Genomic DNA, 20050 nt, shown 5'->3' on the forward strand with positions numbered 1-20050 from the left:
GCACTGTCTCTTCAACGCTTTGGCATTTCACTTGCTTGCTTCCAATTTATCAATTACACGTCGGGGATTAAGGTGCATTTTTGGCATCCATCCCCCTACTTATAGACGTGGGCAACCTCTGCTAATTCAAGTTAAGCCTTTTCTAGCTGATTACCTATCATTTCAAAGCGATAAAAATTATGGTGTAGCTCATCTCGAAAATGTTTCGGGGTAACACCTGTATATTTTTTGAAAATACGCGTAAAATAGCTTTGATTGCAAAAGTGGAATTGATCTGATATAGAGGTAATACTTTTATTCGTATGTCTCAAATAGTATTGGGATTCTTCAACACGACGCACATTTAAATATTCTACTAATGTAATACCTACATGTTCTCGGAAAATTCTTGATAAATGACTTGTACTAATTTGGAAATTACTCGCAATACTTTCTACAGTTAAATCCGTTTCCAATTCATCATTTATAAACATAATCACTTTATTAACAGTTTGATGGCTAAATGTAGGCTGTTTACGGTCAGCGATAAAGTACACATAAAATTCGATTAAATCATCTGCAAATTGTAGAAATTCAGCATCCTTCATTTTGTTTTCAATCATATCCGTACAAGCTAAATTAAATGCAAATGCCTTTTTAGGAGGTACCTGATTATCGAGTAGCTTTCGTGCAATAATTGATGATAAAACTACAAAATATTGACGCACAGCTTTAATCATTTGCTTTCCAAAACGAGTAGATAAAATATCAATTAATGCACGTAATGATTGTTTTGCTTTCGTCTCTTCTAAATGATAAATCTCAAATAATAATCTCGACTCTACAGCAAAAAAATCTTCCACACCATCGTATTGATTAATATTATCAATTTCCTGAAAATAACGTTTAGATATTGTTCCTGCTATCGATTGTTGTGGTTGCATATATATCCCATCTTTCCTAAAAATACTCTCATACCTTCCTAGATTTACATAGCTGTTAAACAAGATGCATATTTATGTTGTAATGAATATAGCTAAAAAACCATTACTCTGAAACTATATTTTCGATAAATTACAAGATATTTTTTAGTAACTACAGTGAATATTACCATAATTTACGTTTTTTTATCAACCAATTTTTTATTTCCCTCGTTAATTTTTAGCATTGTTTAATATTGGAATTACTATTCCTTTCTAAATAAAAATTAACTACCTTATGATAAATCTCAATAAAGCTACACTGTCTATCTTCAATTATAGTGCTTTTCATTCATTACTTTACCCTTTATTATAATAAACTCCCCTCAACAATATCTGAACAAATTATAAAGCTATATAAATATAAAAAGAGCAAAATAAAATATACCATTTAATTACTTTTAAGTTAAAATTAAATAATAACAATTTATCATAAACTTAAATAAAACAAAAAACAGCAATTTCTTTGTAGAAAAAGATACATAGTTTCTGTATCATTCTTAAATCTTCTATAGCATAAATGCAAAAGTATATAGTAGAATGAAGGTTAAAGACTTTATTTAAAAGAGGTGTCGTATTATGGATCCAAAACAAGTGGAAGAAATCATGGAAATCATTAAAGAGTTTTTCCCTGAGGATACATCAATAGCAATTTCCAACACAGACGAATATGTATATTACCAGCCTAGTAAAAAAGTAGACTTAAAAATCAAACCTGGAGATCCTGTAAAAAAAGGGTCAGCAGCATACCAAGCACTAACTTATGGACAAAAAGTAAGTACCTATATAGAACCTGATGTATTCGGTGTTCCTTACTTTGGTATGAGCATTCCTTTAATGGAGGAAGGCGAAATGAAGGGAGCAATTACAGCTGTTTTCCCTCAAAAGCCATCACCATTTTTAACGAACTACATTACAATTAAAATAGATGATTGCTGGTATCCAATTAAGCACAACCAAGTCATCTATTTAGAAACACAGCTACGTAAAACATATGTTAAAACAATGAATCGTGCAGGCTATCATCGTCTAAATTTAAGTGATTTAGAATTATTTTTAGCACCTGACTCTTTCATTAGATGCCACAGATCTTACATCGTAAACATTGATTATATCGATGAAATTCAACCAGACTCTCACTCAACGTTCTTGCTTATTATGAAAGATGGTACACGCATTCCTGTAAGTCAACGCTATGCAAGCTATTTCCGTCGTTCGTTAGGTTTTTAAATTTTATCTACGATTTTGAAAAGAGATTGCTTCACTACATCAATTAATTAGTGATAAATTACTCTAGCCAAATGCTTTTTAATATCGCAACTGCAAGCAGTCTTCGTTTCATTGATATTAAAATTATTATTTTTGTTTTATATACATACTATTACATAGTTCTCTATGCTATCGCAAATTCCACTTTTTTCTCGTTTAAACGTTTTTTAAGCACTTTCATGTAAAATGTGAAGAAGTTGTGACAATTTGGTGATAATATGTGGTGGTATGTATTTTAAATAGCTGTTTTTAAAAAACAGAAAATTCTAACTATTAATTAAACTTATTCGCAAAGGAGGATTTTCAATGGATTCACGAATTGAAAAACGTTTAGGGGTAAAAGAATTAGCAAGCAAAATTGTTTCTGCTACAGAGGCTGCTGCACTTATTCAAGATGGCACTGTAGTAGGAATGAGTGGTTTTACACGTGCTGGGGATGCAAAGGTTGTACCTGAAGCACTTGCTGAACGTGCTAAAACTGAGCCACTAAAAATCGATGTTTATACAGGAGCATCTTTAGGACCTGAAGTTGATAATCACTTAGCAACTGTAGGCGCAATCCGCAAGCGTGGACCATTTATCGCAGATGCAGGTATTCGTAACTTAATTAACTCTGGTGAAGTCACTTATGTCGATGCTCACCTATCTCACAATGCTGAATTAGTTCGTCAAGGCATTATCGGCCCGATTAAACACTTAATTATAGAAGCAGTTGCGATTACAGAGGACGGTTTAATTATTCCAACAAACTCTGTTGGTAATTCACCAATCTTTGCGGAATACGCAGAAAACATCATTATCGAATTAAATGTTTCTCATCCAGAATCATTAGTAGGTATCCATGATATTTACATTCCAGGTGAACAAGGTGCTCGTGAACCAATCCCTATGACAAATGTGCAACAGCGCATTGGTGAAATTGGTATCCGTGTACCACTTGAGAAAATTCAAGCAATCGTTGTCTCTGAAGAGCCAGATGCACCTTCATTAATCGTACCACCAGATGAAGAAACAGAAACGATGGCAAATATTTTACTAGATTTCTTCCGCTCTGAAATTAAAGCAGGTCGCTTAACAAATAGCTTAATGCCATTACAATCTGGCGTAGGCTCAGTTGCTAACGCAGTATTAGAAGGCTTCGCTGATTCAGAGTTTGAAAATTTAATAGTTGCCTCTGAAGTATTACAAGATGCAGTATTTAATTTAATCGATGCAGGTAAAGTAAAATTCGCTGCTGCTACATCAATTACACTTACTGAAGAATTACAAAAAAGAGTATACGGTAACTTAGAGAAATATGCGGATAAAATTGTTTTACGTCCACAAGAAATTTCTAACCATCCTGAGCTTATCCGTCGTTTAGGTTTAATCTCAATCAACACAGCTCTTGAGCTAGACATTTATGGTAACGTCAACTCGACTCACGTATCAGGTACAAAAATGATGAATGGTATCGGCGGCTCTGGTGACTTTGCACGTAATGCCCGTCTAGGTATTTTCGTAACGAAATCTTACGCAAAAGGCGGCGCTGTTTCCTCAATCGTACCAATGGTTTCTCACGTAGACCATACAGAGCATGATGTAGATGTAATTGTCACAGAGCAAGGTATCGCTGACTTACGTGGCTTAGCACCAAAAGAACGTGCACAACTTATTATCGAAAACTGTGCACACCCAGATTTCAAAGAGCAATTACGTGATTACTACAACCGTGCTGTTGAAGTAACAGGTAGCCATCAAACACCACATATTTTAGAAGAAGCTCTTTCTTGGCACGTAAATCTTGCTAAAAATAAAACAATGAAGCAAGAAGTACCTGCACAAGCTTAAAGCTATTGAAAAAGACAAAATCTGTTCAATCAGATTTTGTCTTTTTTTATAAATAAAATGCTATAATTAATTATTGAGAAATATTATCAGCTGGAGGTTTATTATGCGTTTCTTCATATATGCGATTATTTTCTTTTCGTTTTTCGACTTATTTACACAGCTACCTGTCATGAGTACCTTTGCTGAATCTGTTGGTGCTACGCCTTTTATCGCAGGGCTAGCGGTGGGTATGTATTCGTTTTCTAACACGTTCGGCAATATTTTATCTGGCTTTTGGACTGATAAAAAAGGACCTTTCCATGTTCTTGTTATAGGCTTGCTCCTAACAGGTATCTCTCTTTTATTATATCGTTTTATTGAGGAGCCTATATTGCTATTAGCGATTCGTTTTATCCACGGCTTAGTCGCTGGATTTATCGTTCCTGCTGCATTTACTTATTTAGCAAATGCCACAGAGCAAACGAAGCGTGGGAAAAGCAGTGCCATTTCCGGTGCTTTTGTTGGCATTGCAGCAATTTTCGGCCCTGCCTTTAGCGGAATTATGGCGAGCCGTCAAAGCGTCCCATTTGTTTTTAGTATTACAGCTATTTTTATGCTTATTTTAGGCTTGTTAACATTATTCATGCTACGCAATACAAAAATTGTAAAATCAAAGCAGCAGCAACAAGCTGTTCCTGTTCGGGCGTTTTTCCGCAATAGTGGCACCCTAAAGGCATTTACAGGTGCTTTTTTCCTTATGTTTTCCCAAGGTGTCATCGCCTATCAGCTACCTCTACATGTGCAGTCACTAGGCTTTGACTCACGTATGAGTGGCATGCTGATGAGCGTCTTTGGTGTTGTAGCAGTGCTTGTCTTTATTTTACCAACAAATCGGATTTTTGATAAGGTTGCTCCAACCTACACATTAGCTATCGGGATTAGTTTAATGGGTATTAGCCAGCTACTTCTAAGCCAATCGGATAATAGCGGGATGTTATACAGTGCACTTATTTGCTATGGCATCGGCTTTGGCCTGTTATTCCCATCAATTAACTCCTTGTTGATTGATTCTACATCTGTTGAAGTCCGTGGGAAAGCATATGGTTATTTTTATGCCTTCTTCTCATTTGGTGTTGTTATTGGCTCATCTTTACTAGGATTACTTGCATTATCACATACACACGGCTTTATTTTAACAGGTGTTATTTTATTAATTTTCGCTGGTGTGAGCTTAATTAATTTCAATAAAGAAAAACAAGCTGCTCATTAATTTAAGGCTGTTGGACAAATTGTTCACTTGTCCAACAGCCTTATTTTTTACGTTAATTCTTCTTGTTCATTTTCGTTATAATATTGCACCGAAGTCTGTGCACCCTCTGCAATCATATTGTTTTCGCGAATTTCTGTCGTATTTGCACTTGCAGGTGTTTCTGCTATATCTTGCAGCGGTGTTCCCTCTTCATAATTTCCCTTAGCCGAATCCATCATCTCTGTCGCTTTTGCTTTTACGTCATTAAAATAGCCCATGACTTTATCCCTGTTGTCTTTCTTACTTAAATAGCTCGCTGCGCCTGCAACTAAACCTGCAATAACAACGCCTTTTCCTTTAAATTTTGCCATGATTGATTCCCTCCATTGTTATTCACGTTATATGGAAGTTATACCCTGACTTTCAGTGCTTTAAACATTTTGTGCTGTATCAATACTTTATCTTGATTCAGTAAATCTATGTCCTGTCATTGAATGACAGCAAATGAAGCATTCATCGCATCATCTATCAGGCTAGCTGTTTTCTACTGAATTAAAATAAAGCATGTCGATATGTGGCACATTATCCAGCTCATAAGGCTCAGAGGTCGCTACAAATCCGAATTCCTCATAAAACCTTTTCAAGTAATTTTGCGCTTCAATAAATATATTTGTCGTTGCCCAGCGTCCTTTTGCTTGCTGCATTGTGAACGCCACTAATTCTTTCCCTAAACCTGTGCCACGCTTCTCCCTTGCCACAACTACACGTCCAAATGACACTTCCTCATATTTCTCACCAGGTGGAAGTAGACGTGCATAGGCAACAATTTCCCCCTTCTCTTGATAAATGATATGTAAGCTATTTTGATTATGGCCATCTAAGTCCTCATAAATAGATTGCTGCTCTACAATAAATATATTCACACGATGTTGAATGATTTGATAGAGCTCCGCTGTCGTTAATTCGTGGAAATTTTTCACTATCCATGCCATAAGTATGTAACTCCTTTTTATTTTATTTTTTAGATGTTTATAATCATACAGCTCCGGGTATTTATATAATATCAACAGAAAGGGGCGATGGAAATGTTTAAATTTCAAGACGTACAGTTCGGCGGACAAGAAGTATTATCAATACTAGGAGCGGCAGGCGTGCTAACATCGCTCGTATACTTCTTTGTCATGTAATTTCAATAGCATATAGATGACCGTTGGAAAGTACATTCTCCGACGGTTTTTTATTTTGGTATTACTAAAACTGTTGTATTGATATTTTGATTGTTACAGCCTTGAACTGTATAAGTTACCCCTTCATTATCTTCTTTTACTGAAATAGTTGTACATGTAGCTGCTGTCACTGTCTTTTCACCATATTCATCCTGCCTTGTATCATGTGAATATTTAAGAGCTTGCCCTACATATTCCAATGTATCTAATATAGGGTCTCCTTCTACTGTATAATGAACGATTGTTATTTTATCCTTTTTTCTCTCTGCAATATTATTTAAAAATTGCTGAAACCGTTCTATGTTTTCAATCTCCTGTCTAACGATAATAGCATCTTCTGGCAAAGAAGCAGGTGGCTTCGTAATGTTATTTGTATTTTGACAACCTACGGTAAATAAAATACAGAGCATTAGTAGAATCGAATTTTTCATATTTACCTCCTCACCATTAGAAAAAAAGAGCCTAGTAGTGGGCTACTAAGCTCTTTTACATTATTATGCTTTCACATCATCATAGGTATCGCTTTTTTCAAAAGAAGAAACAACGTATGAACAAATCGCATGCATTTTTAAATTGTTCGTACGCGCATAGTCCGCTGCTGCATCTAATAATTTTTTGGCTACCCCTTGTCCACGCAGCTGATCAGACACATACGTATGATCCATATGCATGACGCCATCCTTCTCAGTCCACGTAATTTCAGCTAAACGCTCCCCATTTTGCTCATATTCATAAGCAAATGTGCCGCCATTTTGTACTAATGTAAATTCCATCGTATCCATCCCCTTTATGTTATTTAAACCATGAAGAAATCGTTTCTATTAATTTATTAAAGAAGTTTTTGACACCATTCCAAAAGCCTTCATCTTGTAAAATGGGTGCAAACTTTTCTTCAATCGTTTTACTTAGGTCTGTTAACTGTGATGATAGCTTGGAAAAATCAATATCTAAGCTACGAATGCGATCCATTAAATCAACTAATAGCTGACGGTCTGTTTCGCTTAAATTAATTTGTAGACGCGATAATTGATCCGAGACGATTTTTTCAACTTCCTCACGTGTTACAGGCTTTTGCTCTGCAATCACTTTTTTAATCTCTGTTAAAAGCTCTGCAATACGTTCATCTGAAACCCCTGCACTATCTGCAATGGATGTCGCTACATTTAATTCTTCATTCGCTACATCTGTACGTTCAATATCAAGCTTTTCACCTGTTTTCACTTCATATGCCTTATAAATACCAACTAATGCTGAATGACCTGTTACTGGCTTCGGTGCTGCAATTTCTACGATTGCATCCTCAATCCCAGCTGTTACCATCGCATTTGCGTATATTTCCGCTGTAACCTCTGTAATATTTTCAGGTGTTACAATGCTAATAGTAAGCCCTTTGCCCTCTTCCTGACGCGTAATTTTCGCAGAAGAATACATGCGAGAGCTAGCGTTGCTATTTTTAATATATTGTACTAAATCCTCACCAGACACCGTCACTTCATCAATTTCTGGCTCTTCGTTTACACGCAGTGCCGTTTTTACTGTTTCCTTTTCTGCCTCTGATAGATTAGCACCGTACACGACAATTGGTACACCGAGCTTTTCATTGATTGGCTTTTGTGTTGCGGCATTTGCAAACGGCGCAAATACTGTTAAAGCCAACACTGTTATAATAAGTTTTAACATCCATTTTTGTTTCATATTATTCTCCCCTCAAACACTTCACTGGTTGTACGTATTAAGATACGTCATACCTTTGTTTATTAGTACGTGTTTAAAAGTAAAAGGTTGCAGATAGCTTACACAAGCTCTGTCCAACCATCTTGCTGCTTAATTTTACGCGCCTTCATTAACGAGCCTAGCGCACGTTTAAAAGCACCTTTACTCATATCAAACATCTCTTGAATTTCCTCTGGCGTCGATTTATCACCAAACGGCATTTTACCGCCAACGCTTTCTAAATATGCGTAAATTTTTTCAGCATCATCACCTAAGCGCTCATGCTTACGAGGTAACATCGATCCATTTAATGAGCCATCATCCTTCACATCGATAATACGAACTTGTACATCTTGTCCTAAACGTGGCTCTGCCTTCATTTCAGATTCATGCACAAAAATACGGTATGGTGTATCAACACCAATTAAAAATGAGCCTACAGGTAGCAAGCGATACGGGCGTGCAAGGATATTTTGATTGTACATATCCTCCAAGGCACCTTCATATAATTCATTTACTTTCTCTTCTGTTGCTAAACGACCGAATAAATCTCCACTGCGGTCTGTGCGCAATGTCATAAATAAGTGGTCACCTGGCTGTGGCCAAAGCTCCTGCAATGCAGGTAAATCCTCTGCTTTGACAATAACTTCACGTGATGTACCAATATCAACAACTGCACCTTCACGTGTTACTTTCAAAACGCGCGCCCAATCATATTGCCCTTCTAAAATTGTTGGCAAGGCAGTCGTTGCTTGCAAATCACCTCGACGGTCTGCATATAAAAAGACTGTCAATCGATCACCAATCGCAACCTCCTCCACAACCTCCGACATGTTTAATGGGACTTCCACATCGCCATTTGTTAACATATAGCGCGAGCTTTGTTGTTCCAATACTGTTAATTCTACAACTTGCCCTGAGCGTAATTCATTCATCTTTTGCAAATTCCTTTCTATTGCTTATATATTTTGCTGTGCCTTCATAGCATCCAATTTCGTTACAAAGTCCTTGTCCTCTTCCATTAGCTGTACTAAATCAGCAATTCGATCAATTGCATTCCAGCTTAAATGGTGCTCAATTCCTTCAACGTCTTCATAGATACGTTCTTCATCTACACCAATAATACGCAAAAACTGCTCTAGTAAATCGTGTCTTTGCACAAGCCGCTTTCCTAATTTTTCCCCTTTTGGTGTGAGTGTTAAACCTCTATATTTTTCGTATACTAAGTAGCCGTCCTTATCTAACTTCTGAACCATTTTTGTAACAGACGAAGGTAGAACAGATAATGCTTCTGCGATGTCGGACACTCGTGCATACCCTTTATTGTCAATTAATAAATAAATTTGCTCGATATGATCCTCCATACTTGGTGTTGGCATATCCGAAAACCCCTCTCTTTCATTTAACTATCTTAATTTTACTACATATTTAGGCGGAAAGATAACTGAAAACAATAAGGAGACATGAGAAAAGTAAATACCTTTCATTTTATCTATTTGCAAATCAAATAAATCCATACTAGAATTTCCTTAGATAAATTTCCATATAAAAGAAATGATAGAAGGAGGAATAATCATAAAATATCAATGGCGCATTACAAAATATAACCCCGCCTATCGTAATGAGTACGGTGCTTATATGAAAGAGGAATGGATAAGCTCTTTTGATATCGGTAAATCAGTCACACTTGAGGATTATTTAAAAATAGAAACTGCCTATGTCGATACAGTCATGAAATTTTCAGAAGCGAATCAGATTGATTTTGTGCGGATTCTTAAAGTAACTCACATTGATAAGAATAAAAATTCTATCTTATATGACAAAGATATAGAGGCACTTCCGTTACAAGATGATTGCGAAGTACCTGCTTCACAAGTTCCGCTCTTGGCTAAAATGACATTGCGAGACTACATTCATTGTAATTTTATTACAGAAGACTTCTTTGTTCATTTTGGGGATGATTACTATATGTTTATCGGCTCTAATAGCTATCATGAGGAACCTTTACAATTTGCTAGAGCACATAATTTATTTGTCGAAGATATGATTTCTCCCTTCTATGTAGAAGAGAAAGATATAATGAGGTTTGTCAGTTGGTCAGATAAAGAGGATGAATACTCTATCATTGTAGGAGAAGAAAGTTTACCACCTATTCCATTAGAGGAATATCGAGATTTATTAGGTCTTTCAGCTATCCATCCTGTAACAGGTGTCTTTCCGATTACAATGGACAATAAAGATTTTTTCCAAAGTAAAATTAACCACCAAATCGATTTTACTAAATACGATTATTATTTAGCCTCGATTACTTAAAAACTAAACCTCAATTCGCTCATTAAATAAAGCAGCCTACAACTTGTTATTCAACAGTTGTAGGCTGCTTTCACTATTCATCATGCCCTAAACCTTGCCCTACTTTATAAATGGCATGAATGATTTCTTTATTAATCGCTTCAATGTTTTGTGGTGTATTTAAAACTTTAAAAGCTTCTTGTCGTGCAGCATCCGATGCAACATATTTTGGTGGCAAGCTATTTAATGCCTCCGCTATAATATTCATCTCACATTGCTCACAATGACAAAACGTTTGGTACTCTACTCCATAAAGTAAAAACCGAACAAGTCCACGGACAATTTCTTCAGTAACATTCATTAAAAATGGTGGTGTCAATTACATCGCCTCAATCATTCATGTACTACGAAGATTTGTCATACTCCCTTTTCCCCAAAAGTTTTGTGCTAGTACATCATTAAATTTGTCCCCTTATCATATAACATTATATATTATGTTGCAAATAACTTGTTTACGATTGTATTTCAAGTAAAAAAGCAAATATTCCTCATATTTCCTAGTATTTATGCCAATTTAATCACATAAACTGATTTTCATATTAACAAATATTTTAATATTTCAGGAAAATGATAAAGATGTTTGAAAATTGTATTTTACTGTTTATTTAATAAACGTAAAGAATTTAATACAACAAGCAATGTCGCACCCATATCTGCAAAAATGGCAATCCATAAAGTGAGCCAGCCTGGGATAACGAGCAATAGAGCAACAAGCTTTAATAATAAAGCAAAGGCAATATTTTGTTTAATAATCGCTAATGTTCGTTTACTTAGCCGCATTGTATATGGAAGCTTTGTTAAATCATCACCCATTAATACAATGTCAGCTGTTTCTAATGCCGCATCTGTGCCTGCACCGCCCATTGCAATACCTACAGAAGCTGTCGCAAGTGCTGGGGCATCATTGACACCATCTCCGACCATCGCTACTTTACCGTACTTCTGCTGTAATTCCTTCACTGCCTGCAATTTATGCTCTGGCAACAAGCCTGCACGCACATCTGTAATACCAAGATTTTTTGCAATTGCTTGTGCTGTTAATGGCGCATCTCCTGTTAGCATTACACTATGCTCAAGCTGTGATACAACTTCTTTACTTTCTTCACGAATTTGGTCTGCAATCGCTAATACCCCAATACATTCATTATTACGTGCCGCTACAATAACAGATTGCCCTTCAGCGGCAAGCTTATCAATTTGCTGTATTAACTCTTCACTAATCCCAGCAATGGAAGCAATCCATTTTACACTACCTACTGCAATTTGTTGTCCATCAACCGTTGCATAAGCCCCTTTTCCAGTCACTGATTGGAAATCTGATGCTTGGGCGATTTCAATATGCTGATTGGCAGCCTTTTTCAAAATAGCTTGCGCTAATGGATGCTGCGACTTTTTCTCAACAGCTCCTACTAATACAAGTAGCTCCTGCTCTGTGATATTAGCAGTAATAATTGCTGTGACCTCTGGTGTTCCTTTTGTTAATGTGCCTGTTTTATCGAAGGCAACTGCATTAATATGTCCTAGCGCCTCAAGATAAACGCCACCTTTAATCAGTACACCATGTCTTGCTGCATTGCCAATCGCTGTCACAATCGCAACGGGCGTTGAGACAACTAATGCACACGGGCAGCCGACAACGAGCACTGCTAATCCTTGATAAATCCATTCAAGCCAATGTCCTGTCACTAACGATGGAATCACGGCAACTAATATCGCCACAACGATAATAGCAGGCGTATAATATTTGGCAAAGCGGTCAACGAATTTTTGAGATGGTGCTTTTTCCGCCTGTGCCTCTTCTACTAAATGAATAATTTTCGCAATCGTTGTGTCATGAACGAGCTTCGTTACTTTTACCTCAAGTGCGCCTTCTTCATTTAATGTGCCTGCGAACACCTCGTCATCGACTGCTTTATGCACTGGAATCGATTCGCCTGTAATAGATGCTTGATTGACGGAGGATGTACCATTGATAACAACACCATCCATCGCAATTTTTTGTCCAGGTTTTACAATAAGGATATCGCCAATTTTCACGTCCTCTGTTGGCATTTCTATTTCATGTGAATGATTGCCATGTGCGCGTTTAATTAAGGCAACTGGTGGTGCAATATCCATCAATGTTTCGATTGATTGACGCGCCTTATTCATTGAGTACGCCTCTAATGCTTCACTCACTGCAAATAAAAAGACAACAACTGCCGCCTCCTGCCATTCACCAATAATGGCTGCACCAATAATCGCTATAGTCATTAATGTTTTCATATCAAATTCAAAGCGCATTAGGTTTTTAAAGCCTGTAATAAAGATGGATGTGCCTCCAACGACTATTGCCCCTATGTAAAGAGCAACAACAGGTAGACTATTTTCTGCTGTGAAACTTGCTGTTAGCACTGCCGCAATGACAAATAGCAAAGAAATAGCTGCTAAAATATTTTCCTTGCGCTTATAAAACGGAATCGCTGTTTTACGTCGATCATTGATTGATTTCACTTTAATGCCATCAAAGGCGCCAGCCGCTTCAAGCTGTTCGACTGTTGCTTCTCCTACAACCGTTAATTTTGCTGCACCGAAATTCAACTGTACATCCTCAACCGTCGCAATTTCTCGGACATTGCGTTCAAATTTCGCTGCACAGCTTGCGCAAGACAAATTTTCAAGGCGATATTGTTGATTAGTAGTAGCCATTTAATTGTCCTCCTCCGCATGCTCATAGGCAATTTTCACAATTTGATACACATGCTCATCCGCTAAGGAATAGTAAACGAGCTTTCCTTCACGATGAGATTTTGCCAAGCGATTTTCTTTTAAATAGCGTAAATGATGTGAAGCTGTTGCGACAGAGGAACCAATGATTGCTGCAACATCACATACACATAAAGCTTTTTCAATCGTTAACGCATAGGCGATTTTCAAGCGTGTTTCATCCGCTAAAGCCTTTAAAAACTTCGCAACATGCCCTAGCTCTGGCAACTGCCCTTGCACACGTGCCACCGTTTCTTCATTAATTTTCGTTACCTCGCAAACATCCTTCATCACATTGCCACCTCATTCAAATGTTCATTTGATTGTAGTATACAGTATATGCAAGTAACGTTCAAATGTTTGTTTGAATGTTTGGGTTTTTATTTGATTTTGCTAATTACTTTCCATATGCTTTAATTAATATTGGAGAAATTGGAGTCGATATAATGGAACGAGAAAAAATCTTTATCGATATGACAAATGGAAAGAAAAAACTAGATACAAGTAAAATGGATGAATGGACCTCTGAAGAATTGCAAGAATTTTTTCCAGATGAAAGTGAATATACAGGAATACAAGTTGATTTAATTCAGCACAAAAACTTTTATTTGAAAGTCACACTTGTTTATATCCATGAAACAGAAAAAAATACATATATAGAGTTCGAAGCACAAAATAGGCTGCAAAATGATACGCTCATTCGCTTCGGCAAGTGGTGGATGGATAACCAAGAGTTTGACTTATCACAACGTACTCCAACATTGATTCCAACAAAACTTGAAGCCATCGCCTTTTCTGAATCTGTACACTTTATGTTTATGGAAAGTGGCTTTGCAATGGAAATTGATCTTTTAGATGCTGACAGTTTGAATGTTTTAAAATCGTACGATATTAAAGTCAAAGTATACCCTAGTTAAATACACATCTTAAATCACCAGTTATTTGTACCCAAATATTTTCTAACGAGGTGACATCATGCAACGAGAAAAAATTCTTATTGATCAGACAGTTGGGAAAAAGAAATTGGACACGATGAAAATGGATGAATGGACGGCTGAGGATTGGGAAGAGTTTTTTCCACCTGAAGGTCCTCCTGCTAAAATGCAGTTCGATTTAGTACAACATATAGACCTCTCTTTAAAAATTGATCAAATTTACTTTTTAGAAGTAGAAGATAATATGTATATAGAGTTTGAAGTGCAAAATAAGATGAAAAATAATATTTGTATTCGTTTTGGTAAGTGGTGGATTGATGATAAAGAATTTGATTTATCAGAGCATCCCCCCATTCTTATTCCTACATCATTTAAATCATTTTTCTTTACTGAACATGTACATTATATGTTTTTTAAACATACAATTGCGATGGAAATCGATGTTTTAGATGCGAATAGCCATGAGATTTTGAAAGCCTACGATATTAAAATCAAAGTTTGGCCCGAATAGACATAAAAAAAGCGCATGAAATGCCCTCAAATCATTTCATGCGCTTTATTTCTATTCAAAGCATTAGTCTTCTATTGTAATCAACATAGAGGTGCTATTATTTTTTTCGAGATGGCACTCCCCCCATGTACAAAGATCATCCAATATCGTATTTAAGGATGAACCGTAGTCTGTTAAGGAATATTCTACTTTTGGCGGTACTTGATTGTATACTTTTCTTTGAATAATCCCATCATCCTCCAGCTCTCGTAATTGCTGTGTCAGCATTTTTTGTGTAATATTGGGCATTAAACGTTTTAATTCGCTCGTTCTTTTTGTCCCCTTTTTTAAATGACAAAGAATAACTACCTTCCATTTCCCTCCGATTACATCTAACGTTGCTTCCACTGGAATATGATATTGCTTCATAGCGATAACCTCCGAATTTATTTAAATGTTACTTTTTAGTGCCTATAACACTTTAAAGTGCGTACTTACTTTTATTTATCGTCTGTTTCATAATAGCATATGCAAGCAGAAAACATATAGTACGATACTAAAAAGTGCCTATGTTACTTTTTAGCATGTATAGTCTTTAATAAATAGGAGGGAGTCAATTGAATACAAATACGGTATCCTCCTTAGATGTGCAAACAAATCATCGAAGTGTTTTTGCATTACTAGCACTAGCTATTAGTGCGTTTGGAATTGGCACAACTGAATTTATTAGTGTCGGTTTATTGCCATCTATTGCGGAGGATTTACATGTTTCTGTGACAACAGCTGGTTTAACAGTATCTTTATATGCACTTGGAGTAGCTTTTGGAGCTCCAATTCTTACATCGTTAACAGCTAGTATGTCACGCAAAACACTATTAATGTGGATTATGATTATCTTTATTATAGGTAATGGAATTGCAGCAATGGCAACAAGCTTCGCTGTATTGCTTATTGCTAGGGTTGTAGCTGCATTTGCACATGGTGTTTTTATGTCAATCGGTTCAACAATTGCTGCTGCGCTCGTGCCAGAAAATAAACGTGCTAGTGCCATTGCTACTATGTTTACTGGCTTAACAGTAGCTACTATTACAGGCGTTCCAATTGGGACATTTATCGGTCAGCAATTTGGCTGGCGTGCATCCTTTATCCTTATTGTACTAATTGGCATTGTTGCTTTAATCGCCAACAGCATGCTAATTCCATCCAATTTGAAAAAAGGTGCACCTGTAGCATTTCGCAGTCAACTGAAATTAATAACAAATGGGCGTCTGCTGCTTGTTTTCCTCATTACTGCGTTAGGCTATGGTGGTACATTTGTTATTTTTACGTATTTATCACCCTTATTACAGGAGGTAACAGGGTTTAGTGCAAATGCTGTGACAATTATTTTGCTAGTATATGGGATTGCCATTGCTATTGGAAATATGGTTGGTGGGAAATTATCAAATCACAATCCAATTCAAGCGTTATTTTTTATGTTTGCGATACAGGCAATTGTGTTATTCGTGCTGGCGTTTACAGCACCATTCCATCTAGCAGGTCTTATTACGATTATTTTGATGGGCTTATTTGCATTTATGAATGTGCCTGGACTACAAGTGTATGTTGTTATATTAGCAGAACGTTTTGTGCCGAGCGCTATTGATGTTGCATCTGCCATTAATATCGCCGCCTTTAATGCAGGTATTGCGCTAGGTGCTTATTTAGGTGGTGTTGTGACAAACTCATTCGGTTTAATTCATACTACTTGGGTAGGTGGCATCATGGTAGTAGGTGCAGTTATTTTAACAGCTTGGAGCATCAAACTAGAAGAAAAAGATCAAAAGGAGAAAATATTATGATGAAAAATTTACAAAGTACAACAGTATTGCATAACGGTGTAGAAATGCCTTGGTTTGGTTTAGGTGTTTTTAAAGTAGAGGACGGGCCAGAGCTAGTGGAAGCTGTCAAAGCTGCAATTAAAGTAGGCTATCGTAGCATCGATACAGCTGCAATTTATGAAAACGAAAAGGCTGTAGGCGAAGGTATCCTTGCAGGTATAAAAGAAGTTGGTATTACGAGAGAAGATTTATTTGTTACTTCAAAGGTGTGGAATGCTGATCAAGGCTATGAAACAACACTTGCTGCTTATGAAGAAAGCTTGAATAAATTAGGATTAGATTATTTAGATTTATACCTTGTTCACTGGCCTGTAGAAAGTAAATATAAGGAAACGTGGCGAGCGTTAGAAACACTTTACAAGGAGAATCGTGTACGTGCAATTGGCGTAAGTAATTTCCAAATTCATCATTTGCAAGATGTAATGAGAGATGCAGAAATTAAACCGATGATTAACCAAGTGGAATATCATCCCCGATTAACGCAAAAGGAATTACAAATGTTTTGTAAAGAGCAAGGCATCCAAATGGAAGCATGGTCACCACTTATGCAAGGTCAATTATTAGATAACGACATATTACAGGAAATTGCGAATAAATATGATAAATCTATAGCACAAATTATTTTGCGCTGGGACTTGCAAAATGAAGTTGTCACAATTCCAAAATCAACAAAAGAACATCGTATTATTGCCAATGCTGCTATTTTTGATTTCGAGCTAGCGCGAGAAGATATGGAAAAAATCGATGCATTAAACGCAAATCATCGTGTTGGTCCAGATCCAGATAATTTCGATTTTTAATAGATTAAATCAATTATGCCTTGGCATAATTACGTTGGAGGCTTTGACGCAACATGATGTTGGTCATTCAGTTGTTGTCACAAGGCGTAATGTTCTTAAACTGAGTTCCCTTTCTCAGTGCATGTTTGGACATCTACTGAATCATAATAAAATAGCGCATGAAACGGGTTAATACCATTTCATGCGCTTTATTTTATTCTGCCTTCAAAATTAAATCATAGGCAGGATCGATATCACCGTTAATATATGTGCGGTGGTAACGACCGTATACCCAGCCGGATACTTGGTTGTCATACCATTTCGATTTTAAATGCCCGCTTTGCCCTGGACCAACGATATGATCAGCATAGTTTAAATTGTTTAAATCTGCGACAAAGCGCCATGATGCACCGTGGTTAACATTGCCATTGGCATCATTCGCTGCTGCCATTACTGTTACGCGTGAGCCACCAGTAGGCATCGTTTTCGGATTGACATATGAGGCAATAAAATCAGATGCACTTGCAAGTGGGTGCTTGAATAAAATTTTATGGTAAGTGCCCCATTGCCATTTGGCAACAGTTGTACCGTACTTCACTTTTAAATCTGCGATAGCACGCTCAAATGAACCATAAACAACTTGGTCTAAGCCACCTGCCTGCTTCACCCATACACCTTCATTTCCAGCGTATGCTTTGCGCAGCATTTCATCCATAATTTGATATTTACCAGGCATCATTTCATAAACATCTGCTGGCATTTGGTCTTTGAAAATCGTCTCTTTAATCTCTTCAATCAAGAAGTGCCATATTAATGGCTGTGCGTCATCTCTGTTGTCGTATAATTCCCACTCTTCCATTAATGCAATAATATCAGCATATTTACCATCTGTATCATTCGCTTTAATTGTTTCAAGGAAGCCTGGTAAAAATTCAGCTGCATACAGATTTTTCTTATCTATTTGCATTGCCTTCATCTCTGCTCTTGTGAAGCCTTCGTACACGTCTCCAGTTTCTTCATCAACGGTGCCGATGCTCTCTTTTACAGATTCAATCATTTCTACAATGCGCTCATAGCGATATGGCTGTGCCCAGAAATTCGTAATATGGTACGGATATTCTTCACCAATAATTTGATTGTTCGCTGTTGCGATATAGCCTGACTCAGGATTAATCACTGTTGGCAGTTCATCATAAGGGATAAAGCCTTCCCAGCCGTATTCAGAGGAATCTCCTGGTACTGGCAGCTGTCCATCGCCTTTTTTCCGAATCGGAATATCACCGTTTGCTTTATAAGCAATCGTGCCATCCGTTGAAGCAAAGACGAAATTTTGTGCTGGTGCACGGAAATCATTTAATGCTGTTTCGAATTCTTCCCAGTTTGTCGCTTTATTAAAGCCGATAATTGCACGTAGCTCTCTCGTTGGCTGCAATGCTGTCCACTGCATCGAGAATACCGCTGTTGGCCTTTCTTCTTTAAATACTAATTCTGAAATAATTGGACCATGGCGTGTTTCCACCACTTCAAAGTCGATTGTTTTGCCGCCCTTTACCTTGATTGGCTCGTTTCGAACAATCGCATCTTCCCATTCACCATCATATTTAAACTGTTTAGGATTATCGGGGTTTGGCGTTTCAATATATAAGTCTTGAACATCAGGGCCTACATTTGTTACGCCCCATGCAATCTTGTCGTTATGCCCTAAAATAATGCCTGGAATACCTGCAAAAATCACACCACTGACATTTTGCTCTGGCGATTGTAAATGCATTTGATACCAAATCGATGGTGTATTCAATCCTAAATGCGGGTCATCCGCTAATAATGGTTTGCCTGATGCTGTTAAATCACCCGATACAACCCAGTTGTTACTGCCATTAAATTCGTTTGGCAATAAATCAACATTGAAAGCCCCTGCTACGTCTACTGGGTTATTTAAATTTGCCTCAATAATCGATTTTGCATTTTCAGGGTAGTTTATCATTAATTCTTCTACTTGCTCTTCTGAATAATTTTGTAAAGCCCAGTGACGGAACGCTAGCATGTTCCAGTTACCACCTAAATCATAAGCCATAAATTTACCAATTGTTAAAGAATCAATCGGTGTCCATGGCTCTGGCTCGTAGCCTAGTAGCTTAAATTCATAGGAAAGCTTGCTTGTGCCTTTTACCTCATCAATAAAGGCATTCACACCTTCCGCATACCATTGTAAAATTTGCTGTGCTTCCGCATCATATTCATTCCATGATTGCTCAGCTGCATGACGCAAGCTAAATGTGCGGAAAAACTTATCTGTTGACACCGCATTTTCTCCAATAACCTCTGCTAAACGCCCGCTCGCTTGACGGCGTGATAAATCCATTTGGAATAAGCGATCCTGTGCTTGTACATAGCCTTGCGCTCTGTATAAATCCGCATCCGATTGTGCGACAATATGTGGAACGCCTGTACCATCACGCGTTACCTTTACATCAGAATCTAATATCGTTACATCTACTTCTCCTTCAATTTCTGGCAAGGAGTTTGCCACATACATATGTACACCAGCTACCGCTGCCCCAGCTAAAATAATCAATATACCGACAGTCCAAATCGCAATATTAATTATTTTTTTGCTTTTTATTTTACTCATAAAATCCACCTT

At 37.1% G+C, this 20050-nt stretch carries 21 protein-coding genes; 8 read left to right on the forward strand and 13 right to left on the reverse strand.

The genetic code is table 11. The annotated features are described in order from the left end of the window. Positions 1-131 precede the first annotated feature (131 nt). Positions 132-923 (reverse strand): helix-turn-helix transcriptional regulator, encoded by a 792-nt coding sequence (locus M3Z76_RS15215; protein ID WP_293928512.1) that lies wholly within the window; start codon positions 921-923, stop codon positions 132-134. A 615-nt stretch (positions 924-1538) separates the two neighbouring features. On the opposite strand from M3Z76_RS15215, the gene M3Z76_RS15220 reads away from it, so the two are divergent. The 3 genes from M3Z76_RS15220 (at position 1539) to M3Z76_RS15230 (ending at position 5307) form a co-directional block, all read left to right on the forward strand. Continuing rightward, positions 1539-2189, forward strand: a complete 651-nt coding sequence (locus M3Z76_RS15220) for a LytTR family DNA-binding domain-containing protein (RefSeq protein WP_293928510.1) — start codon at positions 1539-1541, stop codon at positions 2187-2189. Positions 2190-2534: 345 nt separating this feature from the next. Next, the gene (locus tag M3Z76_RS15225; protein WP_293928508.1) at positions 2535-4058 is read left to right on the forward strand and encodes a succinyl-CoA:acetate CoA-transferase ScpC; all 1524 of its coding nucleotides are present in this window, start codon (positions 2535-2537) and stop codon (positions 4056-4058) included. A gap of 103 nt (positions 4059-4161) precedes the next feature. Further along, positions 4162-5307 carry an MFS transporter gene (locus M3Z76_RS15230; RefSeq protein ID WP_406601082.1) on the forward strand — a complete coding sequence of 382 codons (1146 nt, stop codon included), beginning with the start codon at positions 4162-4164 and terminating at the stop codon, positions 5305-5307. Between the two features lie 47 nt (positions 5308-5354). Here M3Z76_RS15230 and M3Z76_RS15235 read toward each other — a convergent pair whose 3' ends face one another. The 7 genes from M3Z76_RS15235 to mntR form a co-directional block, all read right to left on the reverse strand. Then, complete coding sequence (locus M3Z76_RS15235) at positions 5355-5657, reverse strand: hypothetical protein (protein ID WP_293928507.1); 303 nt, start codon at positions 5655-5657, stop codon at positions 5355-5357. A 162-nt stretch (positions 5658-5819) separates the two neighbouring features. Next, positions 5820-6278 carry a GNAT family N-acetyltransferase gene (locus M3Z76_RS15240; protein ID WP_293928506.1) on the reverse strand — a complete coding sequence of 153 codons (459 nt, stop codon included), beginning with the start codon at positions 6276-6278 and terminating at the stop codon, positions 5820-5822. A 245-nt stretch (positions 6279-6523) separates the two neighbouring features. Continuing rightward, positions 6524-6943, reverse strand: a complete 420-nt coding sequence (locus M3Z76_RS15245) for a DUF4362 domain-containing protein (protein WP_293928505.1) — start codon at positions 6941-6943, stop codon at positions 6524-6526. A 63-nt stretch (positions 6944-7006) separates the two neighbouring features. Continuing rightward, entirely contained in the window at positions 7007-7285 is a 279-nt protein-coding gene (locus M3Z76_RS15250; RefSeq protein ID WP_293928503.1) for a GNAT family N-acetyltransferase, read from the reverse strand. Positions 7286-7304: 19 nt separating this feature from the next. Then, positions 7305-8207, reverse strand: coding sequence for a DUF1002 domain-containing protein (locus tag M3Z76_RS15255; protein ID WP_293928501.1), 903 nt, complete (start codon positions 8205-8207; stop codon positions 7305-7307). Positions 8208-8305: 98 nt separating this feature from the next. Further along, positions 8306-9160, reverse strand: a complete 855-nt coding sequence (locus tag M3Z76_RS15260; protein ID WP_293928499.1) for a CvfB family protein — start codon at positions 9158-9160, stop codon at positions 8306-8308. A 24-nt stretch (positions 9161-9184) separates the two neighbouring features. Continuing rightward, positions 9185-9604, reverse strand: coding sequence for a transcriptional regulator MntR (mntR, locus tag M3Z76_RS15265; RefSeq protein ID WP_293928497.1), 420 nt, complete (start codon positions 9602-9604; stop codon positions 9185-9187). A gap of 259 nt (positions 9605-9863) precedes the next feature. Here mntR and M3Z76_RS15270 point away from each other — a divergent pair, with 259 nt between their 5' ends. Continuing rightward, positions 9864-10538, forward strand: coding sequence for a DUF7683 domain-containing protein (locus tag M3Z76_RS15270; protein ID WP_293928495.1), 675 nt, complete (start codon positions 9864-9866; stop codon positions 10536-10538). 73 nt (positions 10539-10611) lie between these two features. On the opposite strand, the gene M3Z76_RS15275 is transcribed toward M3Z76_RS15270, so the two are convergent. The 3 genes from M3Z76_RS15275 to M3Z76_RS15285 all read right to left on the reverse strand — a co-directional run bounded on the left by M3Z76_RS15275 (position 10612) and on the right by M3Z76_RS15285 (position 13616). Beyond that, positions 10612-10878 (reverse strand): late competence development ComFB family protein, encoded by a 267-nt coding sequence (locus tag M3Z76_RS15275; protein WP_483310177.1) that lies wholly within the window; start codon positions 10876-10878, stop codon positions 10612-10614. Between the two features lie 293 nt (positions 10879-11171). Then, entirely contained in the window at positions 11172-13265 is a 2094-nt protein-coding gene (locus tag M3Z76_RS15280) for a heavy metal translocating P-type ATPase (protein WP_293928493.1), read from the reverse strand. Further along, positions 13266-13616 (reverse strand): ArsR/SmtB family transcription factor, encoded by a 351-nt coding sequence (locus M3Z76_RS15285; RefSeq protein WP_293928492.1) that lies wholly within the window; start codon positions 13614-13616, stop codon positions 13266-13268. A gap of 152 nt (positions 13617-13768) precedes the next feature. Here M3Z76_RS15285 and M3Z76_RS15290 point away from each other — a divergent pair, with 152 nt between their 5' ends. Both M3Z76_RS15290 and M3Z76_RS15295 read left to right on the forward strand, forming a co-directional pair. Next, on the forward strand, positions 13769-14239 hold the full coding sequence (locus M3Z76_RS15290) for a hypothetical protein (protein WP_293928490.1): 471 nt from the start codon (positions 13769-13771) through the stop codon (positions 14237-14239). Positions 14240-14297: 58 nt separating this feature from the next. Continuing rightward, a complete protein-coding gene (locus M3Z76_RS15295) occupies positions 14298-14768 on the forward strand; it encodes a hypothetical protein (protein WP_293928488.1) in 471 nt (156 codons plus the stop codon). Positions 14769-14831: 63 nt separating this feature from the next. On the opposite strand, the gene M3Z76_RS15300 is transcribed toward M3Z76_RS15295, so the two are convergent. After that, complete coding sequence (locus tag M3Z76_RS15300; protein ID WP_293928486.1) at positions 14832-15176, reverse strand: winged helix-turn-helix transcriptional regulator; 345 nt, start codon at positions 15174-15176, stop codon at positions 14832-14834. 188 nt (positions 15177-15364) lie between these two features. On the opposite strand from M3Z76_RS15300, the gene M3Z76_RS15305 reads away from it, so the two are divergent. Together M3Z76_RS15305 and M3Z76_RS15310 are read left to right on the forward strand one after the other, a co-directional pair. Beyond that, positions 15365-16588 carry an MFS transporter gene (locus M3Z76_RS15305; RefSeq protein WP_293928484.1) on the forward strand — a complete coding sequence of 408 codons (1224 nt, stop codon included), beginning with the start codon at positions 15365-15367 and terminating at the stop codon, positions 16586-16588. Next, positions 16588-17427 carry an aldo/keto reductase gene (locus tag M3Z76_RS15310; RefSeq protein WP_293928551.1) on the forward strand — a complete coding sequence of 280 codons (840 nt, stop codon included), beginning with the start codon at positions 16588-16590 and terminating at the stop codon, positions 17425-17427. The genes M3Z76_RS15305 and M3Z76_RS15310 overlap by 1 nt, the downstream gene beginning before the upstream one ends. A 193-nt stretch (positions 17428-17620) precedes the next feature. Here the strand turns inward: M3Z76_RS15310 and M3Z76_RS15315 are convergent, their stop codons facing one another. Then, positions 17621-20047, reverse strand: a complete 2427-nt coding sequence (locus tag M3Z76_RS15315; protein WP_483310178.1) for a penicillin acylase family protein — start codon at positions 20045-20047, stop codon at positions 17621-17623. Positions 20048-20050: the final 3 nt, after the last annotated feature.

The sequence above is a fragment of the Metasolibacillus sp. genome (assembly GCF_025291715.1).
Classification (GTDB): domain Bacteria; phylum Bacillota; class Bacilli; order Bacillales_A; family Planococcaceae; genus Metasolibacillus; species Metasolibacillus louembei.

What these genes read in the sequence shown, in the direction of transcription:
- M3Z76_RS15215 (WP_293928512.1), bottom strand. Translation starts at nt 923, where the DNA reads ATGCAACCACAACAATCGATAGCAGGAACAATATCTAAACGTTATTTT.
- M3Z76_RS15220 (WP_293928510.1), top strand. Translation starts at nt 1,539, where the DNA reads ATGGATCCAAAACAAGTGGAAGAAATCATGGAAATCATTAAAGAGTTT.
- M3Z76_RS15225 (WP_293928508.1), top strand. Translation starts at nt 2,535, where the DNA reads ATGGATTCACGAATTGAAAAACGTTTAGGGGTAAAAGAATTAGCAAGC.
- M3Z76_RS15230 (WP_406601082.1), top strand. Translation starts at nt 4,162, where the DNA reads ATGCGTTTCTTCATATATGCGATTATTTTCTTTTCGTTTTTCGACTTA.
- M3Z76_RS15235 (WP_293928507.1), bottom strand. Translation starts at nt 5,657, where the DNA reads ATGGCAAAATTTAAAGGAAAAGGCGTTGTTATTGCAGGTTTAGTTGCA.
- M3Z76_RS15240 (WP_293928506.1), bottom strand. Translation starts at nt 6,278, where the DNA reads ATGGCATGGATAGTGAAAAATTTCCACGAATTAACGACAGCGGAGCTC.
- M3Z76_RS15245 (WP_293928505.1), bottom strand. Translation starts at nt 6,943, where the DNA reads ATGAAAAATTCGATTCTACTAATGCTCTGTATTTTATTTACCGTAGGT.
- M3Z76_RS15250 (WP_293928503.1), bottom strand. Translation starts at nt 7,285, where the DNA reads ATGGAATTTACATTAGTACAAAATGGCGGCACATTTGCTTATGAATAT.
- M3Z76_RS15255 (WP_293928501.1), bottom strand. Translation starts at nt 8,207, where the DNA reads ATGAAACAAAAATGGATGTTAAAACTTATTATAACAGTGTTGGCTTTA.
- M3Z76_RS15260 (WP_293928499.1), bottom strand. Translation starts at nt 9,160, where the DNA reads ATGAATGAATTACGCTCAGGGCAAGTTGTAGAATTAACAGTATTGGAA.
- mntR (WP_293928497.1), bottom strand. Translation starts at nt 9,604, where the DNA reads ATGCCAACACCAAGTATGGAGGATCATATCGAGCAAATTTATTTATTA.
- M3Z76_RS15270 (WP_293928495.1), top strand. Translation starts at nt 9,864, where the DNA reads ATGAAAGAGGAATGGATAAGCTCTTTTGATATCGGTAAATCAGTCACA.
- M3Z76_RS15275 (WP_483310177.1), bottom strand. Translation starts at nt 10,878, where the DNA reads ATGAATGTTACTGAAGAAATTGTCCGTGGACTTGTTCGGTTTTTACTT.
- M3Z76_RS15280 (WP_293928493.1), bottom strand. Translation starts at nt 13,265, where the DNA reads ATGGCTACTACTAATCAACAATATCGCCTTGAAAATTTGTCTTGCGCA.
- M3Z76_RS15290 (WP_293928490.1), top strand. Translation starts at nt 13,769, where the DNA reads ATGGAACGAGAAAAAATCTTTATCGATATGACAAATGGAAAGAAAAAA.
- M3Z76_RS15295 (WP_293928488.1), top strand. Translation starts at nt 14,298, where the DNA reads ATGCAACGAGAAAAAATTCTTATTGATCAGACAGTTGGGAAAAAGAAA.
- M3Z76_RS15300 (WP_293928486.1), bottom strand. Translation starts at nt 15,176, where the DNA reads ATGAAGCAATATCATATTCCAGTGGAAGCAACGTTAGATGTAATCGGA.
- M3Z76_RS15310 (WP_293928551.1), top strand. Translation starts at nt 16,588, where the DNA reads ATGAAAAATTTACAAAGTACAACAGTATTGCATAACGGTGTAGAAATG.